This is a genomic window from Streptomyces sp. NPDC005784, assembly GCF_042871525.1.
Classification (GTDB): Bacteria; Actinomycetota; Actinomycetes; order Streptomycetales; family Streptomycetaceae; genus Streptomyces.
Map to the genome: position 1 here is coordinate 75,704 of NZ_JBIAIQ010000021.1, position 15,010 is coordinate 90,713.

Annotated in this window: 15 protein-coding genes and 1 pseudogene; 5 read left to right on the forward strand and 11 right to left on the reverse strand. The window is 67.7% G+C overall.

The window, feature by feature from the left end; all coding sequences use genetic code 11:
- Positions 1-3: 3 nt before the first annotated feature.
- The 11 genes from ACFYR3_RS28525 to ACFYR3_RS28575 all read right to left on the reverse strand — a co-directional run bounded on the left by ACFYR3_RS28525 (position 4) and on the right by ACFYR3_RS28575 (position 10,556).
- A complete protein-coding gene (locus tag ACFYR3_RS28525) occupies positions 4-840 on the reverse strand; it encodes a phosphotransferase (RefSeq protein WP_389285041.1) in 837 nt (278 codons plus the stop codon).
- Positions 837-1,493: a histidine phosphatase family protein gene (locus ACFYR3_RS28530; RefSeq protein ID WP_388267391.1), complete on the reverse strand. Its 657-nt coding sequence runs from the start codon at positions 1,491-1,493 to the stop codon at positions 837-839. Before ACFYR3_RS28530 ends, ACFYR3_RS28525 begins: the two co-directional genes overlap by 4 nt.
- Before the next feature lie 2 nt (positions 1,494-1,495).
- Positions 1,496-2,254 carry a phosphotransferase gene (locus tag ACFYR3_RS28535; protein ID WP_388267290.1) on the reverse strand — a complete coding sequence of 253 codons (759 nt, stop codon included), beginning with the start codon at positions 2,252-2,254 and terminating at the stop codon, positions 1,496-1,498.
- Positions 2,251-3,096 carry a class I SAM-dependent methyltransferase gene (locus tag ACFYR3_RS28540; protein WP_389285042.1) on the reverse strand — a complete coding sequence of 282 codons (846 nt, stop codon included), beginning with the start codon at positions 3,094-3,096 and terminating at the stop codon, positions 2,251-2,253. Before ACFYR3_RS28540 ends, ACFYR3_RS28535 begins: the two co-directional genes overlap by 4 nt.
- A gap of 31 nt (positions 3,097-3,127) precedes the next feature.
- A complete protein-coding gene (locus ACFYR3_RS28545) occupies positions 3,128-3,640 on the reverse strand; it encodes a topology modulation protein (protein ID WP_388267294.1) in 513 nt (170 codons plus the stop codon).
- 96 nt (positions 3,641-3,736) lie between these two features.
- Complete coding sequence (locus tag ACFYR3_RS28550) at positions 3,737-4,786, reverse strand: hypothetical protein (RefSeq protein WP_389285043.1); 1,050 nt, start codon at positions 4,784-4,786, stop codon at positions 3,737-3,739.
- Positions 4,783-6,501: a carbamoyltransferase gene (locus tag ACFYR3_RS28555; RefSeq protein WP_389285044.1), complete on the reverse strand. Its 1,719-nt coding sequence runs from the start codon at positions 6,499-6,501 to the stop codon at positions 4,783-4,785. The genes ACFYR3_RS28550 and ACFYR3_RS28555 overlap by 4 nt, the downstream gene beginning before the upstream one ends.
- An 8-nt stretch (positions 6,502-6,509) precedes the next feature.
- Positions 6,510-7,466, reverse strand: a complete 957-nt coding sequence (locus ACFYR3_RS28560) for a thymidylate synthase (RefSeq protein WP_389285045.1) — start codon at positions 7,464-7,466, stop codon at positions 6,510-6,512.
- Entirely contained in the window at positions 7,463-9,310 is a 1,848-nt protein-coding gene (locus ACFYR3_RS28565; RefSeq protein ID WP_389285046.1) for a hypothetical protein, read from the reverse strand. The genes ACFYR3_RS28560 and ACFYR3_RS28565 overlap by 4 nt, the downstream gene beginning before the upstream one ends.
- Positions 9,307-9,990: an HAD family hydrolase gene (locus ACFYR3_RS28570; protein WP_389285047.1), complete on the reverse strand. Its 684-nt coding sequence runs from the start codon at positions 9,988-9,990 to the stop codon at positions 9,307-9,309. Before ACFYR3_RS28570 ends, ACFYR3_RS28565 begins: the two co-directional genes overlap by 4 nt.
- A 74-nt stretch (positions 9,991-10,064) precedes the next feature.
- Positions 10,065-10,556, reverse strand: a complete 492-nt coding sequence (locus ACFYR3_RS28575) for an ATP-binding protein (protein ID WP_389285048.1) — start codon at positions 10,554-10,556, stop codon at positions 10,065-10,067.
- 275 nt (positions 10,557-10,831) lie between these two features.
- Here ACFYR3_RS28575 and ACFYR3_RS28580 point away from each other — a divergent pair, with 275 nt between their 5' ends.
- The 5 genes and pseudogenes from ACFYR3_RS28580 to ACFYR3_RS28600 form a co-directional block, all read left to right on the forward strand.
- Positions 10,832-12,217, forward strand: coding sequence for a Tat pathway signal protein (locus ACFYR3_RS28580; RefSeq protein WP_389285049.1), 1,386 nt, complete (start codon positions 10,832-10,834; stop codon positions 12,215-12,217).
- 75 nt (positions 12,218-12,292) lie between these two features.
- A complete protein-coding gene (locus ACFYR3_RS28585) occupies positions 12,293-12,778 on the forward strand; it encodes a TrmO family methyltransferase (protein ID WP_389285074.1) in 486 nt (161 codons plus the stop codon).
- A 463-nt stretch (positions 12,779-13,241) separates the two neighbouring features.
- Entirely contained in the window at positions 13,242-14,144 is a 903-nt protein-coding gene (locus ACFYR3_RS28590; protein WP_389285050.1) for a helix-turn-helix domain-containing protein, read from the forward strand.
- 12 nt (positions 14,145-14,156) lie between these two features.
- Positions 14,157-14,354: a DUF397 domain-containing protein gene (locus ACFYR3_RS28595; RefSeq protein ID WP_389285051.1), complete on the forward strand. Its 198-nt coding sequence runs from the start codon at positions 14,157-14,159 to the stop codon at positions 14,352-14,354.
- A gap of 349 nt (positions 14,355-14,703) precedes the next feature.
- Positions 14,704-14,889 (forward strand): annotated as a pseudogene (locus ACFYR3_RS28600) (helix-turn-helix transcriptional regulator); the annotation flags it as partial.
- Between the last annotated feature and the right edge of the window lie 121 nt (positions 14,890-15,010).

Consider the following 15,010-nt stretch of genomic DNA (forward strand, 5'->3'; position numbering starts at 1 on the left):
GTTTCAGCTCAGCCGGTTCAGGACGGTGCGGCCGTGGGTGGTGAGGGCGAGGTCCTCCTGCTCGTTTCCGCGGACGAGGGCGGTGACCGCCTCGATGGCACCGAAGGATTCGAGGAGGCGTTGCTCGGTGTCGGTGGGGCGGCGGCCGTATCCGGAGTAGAAGGCGTCCCTCAAGCGGGGAGCCGCCTGCCAGCGGCGGAATTCGAGGCGGGCGAAGTCCCGGATGCGGGCATCGCGCCGCATGTGTTCCAGGTCGTACACGCTGAAGGACTCGCCGATGTTCCAGTTCCGCGGCTGGTAGTCGAGGTGGCAGGCCGCGCTGTCCATGAGCGTGCCCGCCAGGACGTTTTGGTGGATGGCCAGCAGGACGCGTTCGTCGGCGGAAATGAGGCCGGCCTCATCCGCCCGCTGGATCCAGCGGGCGAGGCGGTCTGCTAGGTCAGGGCCGACGGCTCCGGAGCGCGGGATGAGGGTGGCCTGGTGGAGCAGTCGCAGGATGCGGCCTGCCTCGTGGTGGACCAGTTCCTCCTCGGGCGATCCCGGGGCGACGGTGTCGGCAGGCGTGCCGGACAGCGCGGTCACCAGCAGCGTGTGCGTGCTGTCGTGACAGCCGACCAGGTCGGGCACGTGCCCGTTGAGGTGCGGCGCCCAGGTGCGGTACGCGTGGACCTCCTGGACGTACCGGGCCCTGCCGCCGTGCTGCTTGGCGAAGTATCTGCGTCCCTGGCTGTCGGCCAGCTGGAGCAGGCGGGGAGGAAGGGACGGGTCCGGTATGACGCGGACGGCTCCGATCCGGTCGCGGGCCAGGTCCAGGCGCGGATCGACGGGGGACGTGATCACGAGGTGGCCTCCTGTATCGGGAGGGCCTGGTGCGAGGTGTCGTTGTGCCGGTCGAGGATCCACCGGGTCTGGTCGAGCCGGTTGCGGTGGTGCTGCCATCTGGTGACGGACGCGTGGGTGATGGTGAAGCCCGCCGGGGAGCCGGGCGGAAGGCCCAGGAGCAGGGTGTGGGCGGCGATCACGGTCTCGCCGTGCGCGGCGAACAGAACGCGGTCACCCTCGTGTTCGGCGATGAGCTGTGCCAGGTGCGCGCCGGCCCGTTCCAGGTATCCGCTCCAGGTGTCGGAGCCCAGGGCCCAGGGAGTGTCCGGGTGTGCGTGAGGCCCGCCGTCGGCGGCGGTCTTCACCTCGGCCCAGGGTTTGCCGTCGGCGTCGCCGTGGACCGGGCCGTCGAGCCGTACGTCCGTGGTGAGCGGGATCCGGAGGGCCTGGCTGATGATCTCGCCGGTCTGGAGCAGGCGCAGGCGCGGTCCGGCGTACAGCGCGTCGAACGGCTGGTGGCGGTGTTCGTCGGCGAGCCGCCGGGTGACCTGTTCCACCTGGGCGTAGCCGCGGTTGGTCAGTCCGGTGCAGGTCCGAGGCCCGCCGACCAGTCCGTCGGCGTTGCACTGTGCCTCGCCGTGGCGGACGAAGACGAGTTCGCTGGTGATCATGCTCAACCTCGGAGTCTGGGGTAGGTGGGGGGCCAGCCGTAGCTGTAGCCGTTGCGCCCGACGTAGGGGGCGGTCAGGACGGCGTGCAGGGCGAGGAAGTCGTCGAGGCGAGGGCGGTCCGTGGCACCGAGGCGGATGTCGTGTTGCCCGGCGGCCTCGTTGTAAGCGCTCAGTGCGGTACCGGTGGCGTCATCGGGGAGCGGTCCGTACGTCAGCAGTAGCGTCGCGATCAGCTTCGCGAGGTCGTACGCCATCGGCGCGAGCGTGAGGTCGTCGGTGTCGACGGTGACGACGGCCCCGGCAGGAGTGATGAGGAAGTTGCGGGGGTTGCTGTCCTTGTAGAAGGAGGCGGGCCCCTCCGCCGTCTTCTCCAGCAACGCCAACACCGCGTGCAGGGCGGCCTTGTTGGGTAAGTAGCCCTGTTCCAGGCGGTGTTGGAGCGCGGCCCTGCGAGGGCTGAGGTAGTCGGCGAAAGTGGTGCCGTCCTCAAAGCGGTGCGGTGTGGCCAGGTCGGCGGCCTGCAGGTCGCTGGCCCAGGCGCAGCCGTGGGCATGGCCCAGCAGCGTGGCCAGCGCGGTCAGGTCGTGGGGCTGGACCGGGCGTCCTTCGATCCGCTGGTACGTCAGGCTGGCATGCCCGATCACCACGAACGCCGGCAGCCGCATGGGGTGCGCGTGTTCGGTGAGCCACCAGTGGTGACGGACCGCTGCGGAGACCTGATCGGGCGTCTCGTAGAACTTGGTGAAGTGGGCGCTCGTCATGATCGGCCCTCCGGGGGCCGGGCCACGACGAACGTGATGACGGACCGGGCGGTCAGCGGCCGGTCCGGCACGAACTCGTGGAGCACGGCGGCCAGGGCTCCCGGATGGCCGTACAGCCCGGGGGCGAGGTCGTACTTCGGGTTGGTGGCCAGGTACTCGGCGAGGTGGTCGTGGCCGTCGAAGGTGAAGACGTGCTCCTCGTTCTCGACGGTCACCACGTCGAGCGATGTCGCGGCCAGCGCGGCGAGGTTGCCGCTGTGCGCCGAGGCGTACAGGCTCTCGTGCTGCTCGGCGCGAAGGTCGAGGCCCGCTGCGGCGACCAGCTGGTCCAGCTCTCGGTAGCTGTCGAGGCTCTTGGTGACCAGCACGGCCAGCCCTCCGGGGGCGAGGACGCGGTTGATCTCTGCGATGACCGTCTGCGGGCGCGGCGAGTGGTACAGACAGAACGCGGCCACCGCTAGGTCGCACGAGGTGGTTGGCAGGGGGAGCTGGTGAAAGTCTCCTTGGAGGAAGCTCACCTGCACGCCCGGCAGATGGCGGGTTCGCTCGCGGGCCTGGTCGATCAGGGCCGGGGCCGCGTCGAACCCGACGACCCGCTCCGGGTGCAGCAGTTCGGCGAGAACCTTGCTGCTCGTACCGCGCCCGCAGCCGATGTCCAGGACGACACCGAGACGGTCCGCTCGCGCGTGGTGCGCCCGCACCAGCTGGACAATCGTGTCCGGAACGGGCCGGCCTGCGGTCTTGGCCCGCATCAGGGCGTTGGACCGGCCGGCTAGGCGAGACGGATCACCGTAGAGGTCCGCCTGCAGCACGGGGTCGAGGAAGGGATTGACCTCGGTCATGCCGCGCCCTCCCCTCGCGGGCGCGGATGGCTCAGCTGTGCTGGGCGGCCACCTGTTGCAGCCAGCGGCGCGTCTGTCGCCGGGTGGCCAGCAGCACGACGTCGGATCGGCTGGAGGCGAACTCGTCGATCTTGGCCATGACGCGGGGGCGCATCCTGCGGCGGTACGTCGCCACGTACTTGATCACGCCCCAGTGGATCCGGTTGTGCACCCCGTTGCCCTTGTGCCCGGCCCCGTGCCGCAGCTGCCGGGAGAAGATCCCGTACAGCGCGGAGATCGTGGACACGTCCATGAGGACTACGGTGTCGCAGGACTCCAGCCGGATCTGGAGCGTCGAGTTGTAGTTGCCGTCGATCACCCACCGCGGCTCGGCAACGAGCTCCCGCTGCAGCTCGGCGAACTTGTCCATCGGCAACGCGTTCCAGTCGTCGTCGTAGAACGCGGCGTCCAGATGCGTCACAGGGGCGTTGAGGATCTTCCCCAGCTCGCGGGCCAGGTACGACTTGCCGCTGCCTCCGCAGCCGACAATGGCAACCTTCATCATGGTGCTCCAGCTTAGAGTCGCTTCCGTGCCCGAGCGGACCGGCCGCCGGGACACATACGGATGATCCAGGCATAGCGGCCTGGGAGATCTTTCGCATCAGGCTGCTCCTCGCTCGTCCGCGCCACGGGCGATCGTGGCCAGCACGCTCTCCAGCGCATCGACCTGCCGGCTCAGGCGGAACAGGTCCAGGCGGTCCAGACAGGCTCGTATCAGGTCCGTGTGCTGCTGACTCCCGGCGATCTTCCGGAGATGGGCGAGCCGTTCGATCACCTCTTGGCCGGAGGTCACAATCAGCTCGGCGGGCACGAACTCCTCGACGTGACGGATGTCGGCCGGCGCCAGCGGCAGGCAGCCGGCGAGCACCGCCTCGAAGATCCGCTGGGTCATCTGCCCGACCGCGGCATACCGCTCGGGCAGCATGAGAACGGTGGCCAGGGACCTGCCGTACAGTCCGTGGACCTCCTGGAACGGGATCCTTCCGAGGAAGCGGACATGCGGCCAGCGGTCGGTCTGGGGCCACTTGCCGCCGACGACGTGCGCCACATGCGCGGCGGCCGGGGCGAAGTAGCGGTCGAAGTGCGCGTCGCGGTCGTACTGGTTGCCGACATAGCCGAGCACCAGGTCACGCGGCTGCGCGGTAAGTGCGACGGGGTCGGCTTGGGCCAGGAGCCGGTCGTCGACGGGGAAGAGCAGGCGGTGGGCGCCCGGTGAGGGTTCGAGGGCCGCTTCGCACACAGCGGTCTGCAGGGTGCCGCGCCAGATGCTCTCGGGCCGCAGCGTGCGGTCCTTGTCCCAGATCACGGTCGGCGTTCCGCGCCGCGCGGTGTAGCGGGTGATGAGTTCGGCCTGGCGGTGCAGGTCACAGGCGTGGTCCTCGGTGCCGCACGGGGTCGTGTTGCGTCCGTTGATCGCCCAGCGCCATTCGAGAAACAGCGCGTCGATCTTCGGGATGCCGTTGTCGAAGGCGTAGGTGCCGCCGAGGCCGTCGTCGGCTTCCGACAGGTCGCGGTTGGCCTGGAGGAAGACGATCTCGTGCCCGCGGGCGAGGAGGGCGTCGATGAAGGGGCGGCGGTGGCTGCGGCCCCCGTCCGGGGTGTTGGTGATGCCGTTGCCGAGGAATCCCCAGAAGCTGTATCCGATCTTCATTTGGTGATCCACCGGTCTTCCAACAGCAGAGCGTCCAGGCCGGAGTCGGCCAGGCAGTCCAGGGCCATGGCCGGCGTCCCGCAGATGGGCTTGCCCTTGACGTTGAGCGAGGTGTTGATCAGGACCGGGACGCCGGTGCGGCGGGCGAAGGCGGTCAGGACCGCGTGCATGAACGGGTTCTGTGCGGCGGTGACGGTCTGCAGGCGGGAGGTGCCGTTGGCGTGGATGATGGCCGGCACCCGCTCGCGTGCGGTCTGAGTCACGCCGGAGGCCATGGACATGTAGGGCGCCTCCTGGCCGAGCGTGAAGAACTCCCGGGCGCGCTCGGCCAGGACCATGGGAGCGAAGGGCCGGAAATGCTCGCGGTATTTCACGGTGGCGTTCAGCCGCTTCACCACCCCAGGCTGGAGAGGAGAGGCAAGGATCGAGCGGTTCCCCAGGGCGCGGGGTCCGGCTTCCACCCGGCCCTGGAACAGGCCGACGATCACACCGTGGGCGAGCTGGTCGGCGAGGAACTCGGCGGTCTCGATGCCCAGCATTTTCTGCTGCAGCCCGGGCCACGGGGTGAGGTCGAGGGCAAGGTCGTGGAAGGACGGACCGAGGTAGCAGGCGCGGGCGATGCCCGACACGGGGCGTCGGTTTCCCCCGTCCATGTGCAGGGCGACCGCGGCGCCGAGCGCGGTGCCGGCATCACCCGGGGCGGGGGGCACGAAGACCTCGTCGAAGATGCTGGCCTCGATGATGCGCCCGATGCTCACGCAGTTCGTGGCGACTCCGCCGCCGACGCACAGGCGGCGCGAACCGGTGATCATCCTGGCCCGCCGGGCCAGGTGCAGCATGACCTGCTCGGTGCGTTCCTGGAGCGCCGCCGCCAGGTCCTGGTGGACGTCCACGAGCGGCTCGTCCGGGTGGCGCGCGGGGCACGTCTCGGTAATGAAGCGACGGGAGGTCCGGGAGTACCCGGAGGACAGCGTGCGCGGGGGGAAGTAGGCCGGGTCGACGAAGAAGCCGGCCGCCGTGGTGCGGACGGCGCGCGCGAACAGGTGCCGGAACCGCTTGGGGTCACCGAGAGCGGCGAGGGCCATCACGGTGCCCTCCTCATCCCCGCGGCGCCACCCCAGGTGTTCGGTGACCGCGCCGTACACGTAGCCCAAAGACGCCGGGTCGCGGAGTGCCTCGACGATGCGGGTGCGCGGTCGCAGCGCTTCGTGACCGTGGCCGATGGTGATGGTCTGCCGTTCGCCGAGACTGTCGACGACGAGCACCGCAGATTCGGTCCACCCCGACGCGGCGAAGGCGGCCATCTGATGGGCCCGGTGGTGCTGAACCGATGTGACGCGGGCGGAGGGGAACAGCCGGCCGAGGGTGCGGACGCGGTGCTGGGTGCGCAGTGCCACCTTGGCGAAGCCGTGGGCCCTGGGTAGCGCCCGCTCGCGTGTCGTCGCCGACAGGCCCAGGCGCAGTGCAGCCGGGGCCTCTGCGAGGTAGCGGGCGGGCTGGAAGTTGTAGGCGACGGCGTCCACATCGCCGGCGTTGATCCCGGCCTCCTTCAGCAGCCATGCAACGGCATGGCGTGGATATGCCTTGGTGTGCTTGTCCTCGGACAGCCGCTCTTCCTCGACGAATCCGACCAGGTCCCCGTCGACCAGCAGCGCGGCGGCCGAGTCATGGGTGTAGGAGCACAGGCCGAGAATGACGGACGGAATGTGGTCCATGGCGATCGTCACCTGATCCCTGCCACAGCGCGGGCGGACGCGGATGCAGCACGGCGGTTCAGCTCGCTGTACCAGGACGCCAGCGCCGGGCCGAGTGGACCGTTGATCCGGTGGGCCTGTTGCCACGCCGGATCGCGCAGGTTGTCCTTCCATAGCCGGTAGCTGTGCATCGTCTCGGTCATCGCGTCCCAGCCCGGATGTCCGGTCAGCTCCCCGGCCTGGACGTGCCGGAGCAGCTCGTCGAAGCCGTCCCACGGGGTACGGAGGTCGGGCATGATCTCGCTCGCGGTGAGCGAGGTGAGTTGCTCGGCTTGGTCGAGATGGTGCTCGTAGATGTGCAGGGACCCCACGTGGTGGTGGAAGTCGCCGAGTTCGGCGCCGAGCCACCCGGCGACCAGCTCGTGCAGGACCGTGTAGAAGAACAGGTCGTACGGCATGCCGATCCACACGTCCTGGCCGCGCATGGTGGTCGTCATGTGGAGGCGGCCGGCGCGAAGGTGGAAGGCGAAGCCGAGCGTGCAGGGCACGTCCTTGTGCCCGGCGGCGTCCAGGGCCGGGTCGTACAGCTGTATCAGAGCCCTGCGGGAGTCGGCGTCCTCCGTGAGGATTTCGACGACGCGGCGCAGCTGGTCAACCTTCCCCGCCCAGTTCCGCATCCGTGGCCCGTACGCGCCCCGCAGAACGCCGTCATCGGCGTACTGCCTCAACAGGGCGTTGTAGTCAAAGATCCAGTCGGCGTCCGAGCCGGAGAGGTGCCAGACGGTCTCGGCTACCGCGAACGCTGGATTCAGGATCCTCGACGGCGGCGCGCACAGCAGGCGGGCCCGGGGCTGGGTCAACCGCATGTGTACGTCGAGGACCTCACGGGTCGCCATACCGCGGGGCGCGACCTTCTCGCCGGCCTTCGCCAGCGTGACGGCCCCGGCGAAAAGTTCGGCAACGCTGTCGCCGATCAGATGGGTCATCGGGCACGGACTCCTTCGCCCCGCGCCTGTGCGCGATCAGCGCCGGGGGCATCGTGGTGGACGGGGTCGGGGTATGCGGCAGAGCCGTCGGCACGGCTGAGGATGAGGTGCGCGATGTCGACAGCGCTGCTACCGCGCCACCGGCACACCGCATCCGGGATCTTCTGGACGACGGGCTGGTCGGGACGGGCCAGCGCGGAGAGAGTGTCGGCGACTTCGTCGGCACTGGTGCAGCGCGAGGCGAGACCGTGGTCGGCCAGCCCGAGCGTGCGCGCGCCTGCCGGGCCGATTTCGAGGACGGGCACGTTCAGGAGGGCCGCCTCGATACCGCAGGTCGAGTACGCACTCGCCAGAGCATCGGCACCGGCAAAGCACCCCCGTGCCCCGACGCGCGGGTCGGCCACGGCCACGAGCGGTCCGTCGTTCTGTCGGGTCAGGCTGGAGAACGCGCCGGCGCTCTGCGCGGGGTGAGGGGCGATGACGAGTCCCCAGTCACCGTCGGCTCCACGCAGCCCGTCCATGAGCAGGTTTGCCTGGGCGCGGAGTCGGTCAGGGCCGAAAGGCTGGCAGGCCCACACCGCGATCCGGGCGGGCTCACTCCCCGTGGCGGCGGCCATCAGCTGTGCCAGATAGTGCCGTTGGGCCTCACGATCGAGATGAGCCAAGCCGTCGAAGCGAGGCTGGCCCAGGACGTGGACCTCGGCGTCGGAATGCCGTGCCCAGGCGTTCGCGAGGGCGGCGTCGCGCTCGCCCATGACGACGATGTGACGGCTGTGGAGGGCAGGCCACGCGACCGACTCGGCTGTCCACGCGCCGTGCTGAACGTGCACCGTGTTGATGCCGTGGCGCTCGGCGGCGTGCACGGCGAGTGCTCCCAGCGGGCTGGTGTCGTTGCTGAGCAGCATGGTGTGCGGCCGGGCCGCGGTAAGGACGTCGTCCAGCCAGGCTTCCGCTTCCACGACGGATCGCCACGACGGCTGGGTGCATCCCCCGCTCGTCTCCAGCAGCACTGAAAGGAGCCGGACCAGCCGGCCCAGCAGGACGGTGTGCTCCTTCACCCGAACGACGGCACCGTCCTCCTGCGGCCGGAGTCCTTCCACAACACCCCGGAGCCCGAAGAGACCAGCGGACGGCGAGCACACCCCCAATTCCTCGGAATCTGGAGCCGCACACCGCTCCGCCGCATCGGTGGCGAGGTCGATCAGCAGGCTCCTCTGCCCGTCACGCGCGAGTACGTCGAGCACGGGGAGCAGCGTCGCCGCGTGACGCGACGACCATGACAGCGCTACCACTTCACCGCTCAAGTCCCCGGAAGCAGACGGGGCCGCAGCGGCCACATGAGGAGCGGGAAGAGCGCGCAATGCTGCGGATCGCAGCCGGTTGTGCGGGGCTGCCGCGCCCAGTACGAAGGCCACACCGGACCAGCTGACGGTGTAAGACCGGTACTCCCGCGAACTACTCGACCGCACGCCGACGAGCCCCTCATACGGCGCGAGCGTCATCGGGCCAGGGGCCTTCGCGAACGGCTCCCAGGTACTGAGCGCCATCAGCTTGCGCACCAGCTGCGCCACCAGACGCCGGACCGGCACATGCTGCACATAGAGCCATCCCGCGCCGCCCGGTGTTGCCACGAGGTGCGCGCTGTACGTCTCAAGGGCACCCATGATCCGGTCGACGTGCTCGTCCGCCTCGACCGAGTCAAGCGGCAGAGCCTCCAGGCCCCGTGTGGTGATCTGCTCCGCCCGCATGTTGGCGAGAGCGCCCTCTCCCACCAAAGCCCACAACGGCTGCCCAGCGGCACCCGTTCGGACCAGGCCGAGCGCGCTGTACCCAACTGCCTTCACAGCAGGCCCCCTTCAATGAATGAGGCCGGAGGGGTGATGACGCCGAGGAGGTGTAACAGCTCCCTGGGCGATTCGGCGACCACGGGGGACGGACCATTCGGACGGCCGTATCCCCAACCTGCATGGATGTAGGGGACGCCGGCCCGGCGGGCAGCCTCTTGGTCGACCGCCATGTCGCCCACGTACGTTGCATCGGCCGGATCAGTGCCAAGGTCGATCAAGGCGAGCAGGATCGGGTCCGGCGCCGGCTTACCCCGCCCCTGCCCGCCGGGCCCGCGAACCGTGGCGAACGGGCATCCCAGCTCCGCGAGAAGCGGGGTTGCCCGGAGCAACGGCTTGGACGTGACGACCCCGAGCGACCAGCCGGCGGCAGCGACCGCGAGAAGCACGTCCGTGATGCCATCGAACGCCCGGGCCAGGTGGGCCGCAGCCGTAGACGCCTCCGTGTATGTCCGGTGAATCTCCACGGCGTTGGCCAGACCGAGACGTCCCATGATGTCGTCGAAGGGACGGCCGAGGTGCTCCTGGTACGCCGCGAAAGGCACACCGAGGCCATGGGCCTCCTGGACTGCGTGCCACGCTCTCTCCATCACTGGACGCGTGTCGACGAGGACACCGTCCAAGTCGAGGAGGAGGCCAGGCGGTGCTTCGGAGCCGGAGTCGGCTTTGCTCCCCGTCACGGAGGACGAAGCAAAGGGACATGGTTGAGGAGGCATGACGAAGGTCTCCAAAGAGGACAAGGGGATGACGAGGTTCAGGAAGTGGGGGTCGGATCCGGGCGCTTGATGAAGGCGAACACCCGCTTGCCGGTTCCGTCCTCGGTGGGGCAACTGGTCCAGCTCTCGGCCATTGCCGACACGAGATGCAGGCCGCGTCCACTGATCGCGTCTTGATCGGGAGCCCGCTCAACTGGGGCGTGAGGCGAGTTGTCCTCCACCTCGATCGTCACGACATCGGCTTGGACCACGAGCGTCAGCGTGATCTCCTCGTTGCGCTTGCCCTGTTCTGTGGACCGATCCTTCTCCACAGCCTCGGAGGAGACTCGGCCATAGCGCTCGGCGTTAGTGGTGAGTTCACTGACGATCAGCACGGCATCGTCCAAGAGGTCGTCCAACCCCCAGGCGCTGAGAGCATCGCGGGTGAAGGAACGAGCCACCCGAGGGGCACTGTCATTTGCTGCCAGCGTCAGACTCTTCTGGTGCTCGGGGGCGTCGATGTAGTCGTCCTGGACCTGTGGCTGACTCATGCCCGGCTCCTGACGGCTCGTACCTGGGCGGACTGCGACTCCCAGCCCTCTTCCGCCCCCGAGACGGCGGTAGCGGTTATTGAGGCGCCGGGATAGGTCCTGGCGTCGGCACCAGACGTGTGGCTGGTCTTCACCGGAGTTCCTCCCGGGCAAAGGCAGATGGTGGTTTCGTTGACCTTGAGCGAACCGTGAATGACGACGGGTGGGTATCCCCGGCCAGTCCGCGATGCCGTCAAACCCGTCAAAGATCGTTCTCTTGTGAACGGGGACGCAGGATGGCACGCAGGAACGAACAACTGGCCGCTGTGATTGCGGAGACCGGCTGGTCGCAGCCCAAGGTTGCTGCGGCGGTGGTCAGGGTTGCTGCGGAGGTTGGTGCGGACGAACTGTTCAGCACGAGCCGTTCGCACATCGCGATGTGGATCTCCGGAACACGCCCCGCCGGCAGGGCACCCCGTATCTTGTGCGAGACGTTGTCCCGGCGGTTGCAGCGCCCGGTCACACTGGCGGAAATTGGGCTCTCGGCATCGACACCCGAGGCCGCCCCGGCATCCGAATGGCGCGTCGATACGCTGACCGCGCTGGTGGATCTGGGGAGGAGCGACGTGGACTTGGAACGCCGCCAACTGTTGGCTGGGGCCGCCTACTCGGTGGGTGGCCTGATGCTGCCCGCCCAGCAGTGGTGGGACGACGCCCCAGAGCGAGCCAGGTCCCGTCCAGCGGCAACAAGTCGTCGGATCGGTGCCGGCGAGGTCGCCGCCGTCCGAGAGATGACCGAGTTCTTCTCTAAGCGAGACCAACGGCACGGCGGGATGGACGGCCGCACAGCCCTGCGGCAGTACATCCTCGATGACGTCGCTGCATACGTGGGTGGGGTCTTCACGAGCGAGGAGACACACCGTGACCTTCTCGCTGCCGCCTCCGAAGCTGTGTACGTGGCCGCCTGGATGAGCTTCGATGCTTCTCAACACGAAGCAGCGCGCCGCTACTTCACACTGGCCCTGAAGCTCGCAGCCGAAGCCGACGAAGCTCCGCTGGCAGGTCACATTCTGCGCGCCATGGCCCATCAGGCAACCGATTTGGGACATCCCCGCGCAGGGGTGAGACTTGCGGCAGCGTCCGTGGACCGAAAGCGGTACACCCTGGCAACACCTCGGGAGCGCGCGCTGCTCGGCGTCGTACAGGCGCGCAGCCTCGCGACCGACGGGCAGAAGCGTGAGGCGGTTGCAGCCCTCCTCCGGGCCGAGGACGACCTCGCTGCCGCCCGGCCCGGTGACGAAGATCCCCACCGGGTGTGGTTCTTCCAACGAGCCTCGCTGGCTCACGAGACTGCACGCACCCTGTGGACCCTCGGCGACCTCGAAGGGGCGCTTCGCGAGTTCCACAACAGCGTGCTCACAAGGAAGGCCGTCACGTTCAGCCGGACCCACGCCGTGACCCTGGGCTACATGGGCACTGTGCAGGCCAAACAGGGCAACGTCGAGGCAGCCTGCCACACGTGGGAACAGGCTCTTGACGCAATGGAAGGCGTCCAGTCGGGAAGAGCACGTGAGGCCGTCGTGAACATGCGCAGGGTGCTGTCTCCCTTCCGAAACCGCGGGATCAACGCGGCAGCGGAGATCGACGAGCGAGCCAAGGCCGTACTCGAACGAGTAGCCTGACGGCGCCGTGGTGGCGAGGACGAACACGGTGCAGCCGTGCGTCCCGCCCTGCTCGAAATCGAGAAGGGGAAACTCGTGTCCACACAGTCCATCGAAGTGCCTGTGATCGCCACTGTGGTGGGAGGCCACACTGGGCGGCTCGACGACTTCAAGGGCGGTGTGGAATCGATCATTCGGTTGCACCCGAACTACCCTGTGGAGACGCTGCAGGGGATCGAGGAATTCTCCCATCTCCAGGTCACCTGGTTCTTCAACTTCGGATCCCCCGACGACGTTGCACTCCACGCTCGCAGCCCCCGTGACAATCCGGCCTGGCCGGCAACGGGGACCTTCGTGCACCACAACCACCGACGGCCGGCCCGACTCGCTACATCGTTCCCACGGCTGCTGCGTGTTGAAGGCCACGACCTGCACGTCACCGACCTCGATGCGGATGACGGCACACTCGTGGTCGATCTGGTAGCGGCGTTCAAGGAGATGCTCCCTCGCGGCCCCGTTTCGCAGCCCTCTTGGCCGAGCGAGATGCTGGAGGACTACTGGCGAGACGCTTCCGAACGCTAACCCGGCAGGGGGGATGAAGCCGAAGTCGATCAAGCCACCCTCAGCTCCATCACCTCTCAACGGCTCACCGATAGCGGGTCGAACCTGTCCGGGCCGGTGCCGAGCAGTAGGTACCGCCCGCACGGTCACCCGGTCATCAACCCCGCCGACCGTCCCCGCGCGACAGGCAAGAGGCTCGGAACGTTGGAGTTGAGACGAAGGGATCATGGTGGCTGTCCTCGCGGTGGGGGTAACGCACTCGGATCGAGATCGCTCACCGTCCCCGAGGAACTACTGGCAGAACGGCTGAGGTGGAGTATGGAGCGCGTACCGCTCCTCATGTAACGCTCATGGCGGAAGTGTCCGCATGAGCGATCCACGATTTGTCAGGTCCGTAACGCCATGACTGTTCCGCCGTGTAACTTCCTTGTGGCTACTACGAACTGAACCTGACACTGGAAGCACGATGTCCTGAGGGGGCCGCATGACCGACGAGCCGCACGGCTCCAGCGGAGCCGTCGAGTCGACTCAAGGTCCCGGCCCGACGACCCGCCGCCGCCAGTTGGCGTTCCGATTGCTGGAGCTGCGCAGATCCAAGGGTCTCAGCGCCGAGGAGGCCGGCGAGCGCGCGGGCGTCTCCAAGGCCACAGTGAGCCGATACGAGACCAGCAAGGGAAACGTTCGCTGGAACCAAGTCGACCAGCTCTGCAGGGTCTACGGCACTTCCGACGAAGAACGTGCCGCCCTGGTCGAACTGGCCAAGACATCCAAGGCCACAAACGGCTGGTGGGTGCCGGGCGCAGGTTCCGTGCCAAGCACATTGGGCATGCTGATCGCACTGGAGAACGAGGCCGCCAGTCTCCGCCAGTTCGCTTCAAGCGTCGTCCCTGGACTCTTGCAGACCAGTAGCTACGCTCGGTCAATCAAGGGCACACCGGGTTACGAACTACCCCCGGAGCAAGTCGAATCCTTCCTAGATACCCGCATGCGACGGCAGCAGCTGCTCGATCAGCCGAGCTGCCCTCGGTATCACGTCCTTCTCGACGAATCCGTCCTCCGTCGCCGTGTCGGGGGACCTGACGTCATGGCCGAGCAACTCGATCACCTTCTCGAACGCAGCTCGGCGCCGGGCACCACAATGCAGGTCCTGCCGTTCGACCGAGGCGCATATTCCGCGGCCCTGACCGGCTTCATCATTCTCGGGGCCACCGACCCCGACTTCGACGTCATCTACGCAGAGAACACTTCAGGTTCGCTGTACCTGGAACAGGACGAGGAGCGCCGACTGTACTCGGCAGCGTTCGACTACCTGCACGCCGAAGCCCTCTCGATAGAGTCCTCGGCGGAGCTGATCGCCGAGGCCCGCAAGAAGCACCTGCGCGCCTAACAAGGAAGAAAAGTGATCGAACAGCCCAACTGGTTCAAAAGCAGCTACAGCGGCCAACCGTCGACGGACTGCGTAGAGGCCGCCTTCCTTACTGCCATGCGGGTGAAGGTGCGCGATTCGAAGGACCCAGACGGTCCTCACCACACCTTCGAGAGCGATGCCTGGATGTCGTTCATCAGCGCGGTGAAGCACGGGGAGATCGATTCCTAGCGACTCCGCCTTGAACACGCTTCCACCCCGGCACTTTTCGGCTGCCGGGGTGGAAGCGCGTTCAGGGCGGCAGCCCCACCCCCAGCGACTTCAGGTTGCGACCCGCACTACGGGCCCACCCTCCAACGCAATCTGACGTAACGTCAAATTAGCTTCAGGCAGGCCGAGATGAACCATGCGGAGTATTGAATGACCCTGATCACGCCGGTTCGCTGCTCTCCTGAGGAGTTAAACCCCGCTTTGGGGATGCTGATGCGGACAGTGGACGTGCACGGCAAACTGTCCGCATCGGACTGTCGAGGGGAGCGTCATGCCGCAGAAGCCCAGACCTCTCGATGACTCACAGTCCATGGCGCATTGGTTCGGGGTGGAACTACGAACTTGGCGTGAGCTGCGAGGCCTCTCAACCACCGCCCTCGGGACAATGGTGCACCTCAGCGGGTCCTCCATCCAGAGGATCGAGAAGGCAGAGCGGCCATGCAACGCCGACCTGGCGGCTTCGCTGGATGACGCACTTGATGCAAGGGGGGCGCTGCGACGACTCTGGCGTCGCGTCGAAGCGGATGCGGACAGCCAGGGCCGTGATGCGGACAAGCTCCAGTCCGAACCTTTGGTACGGGCCTCGAACCTAGACGCACTGGGCACGCTAGAGGGAA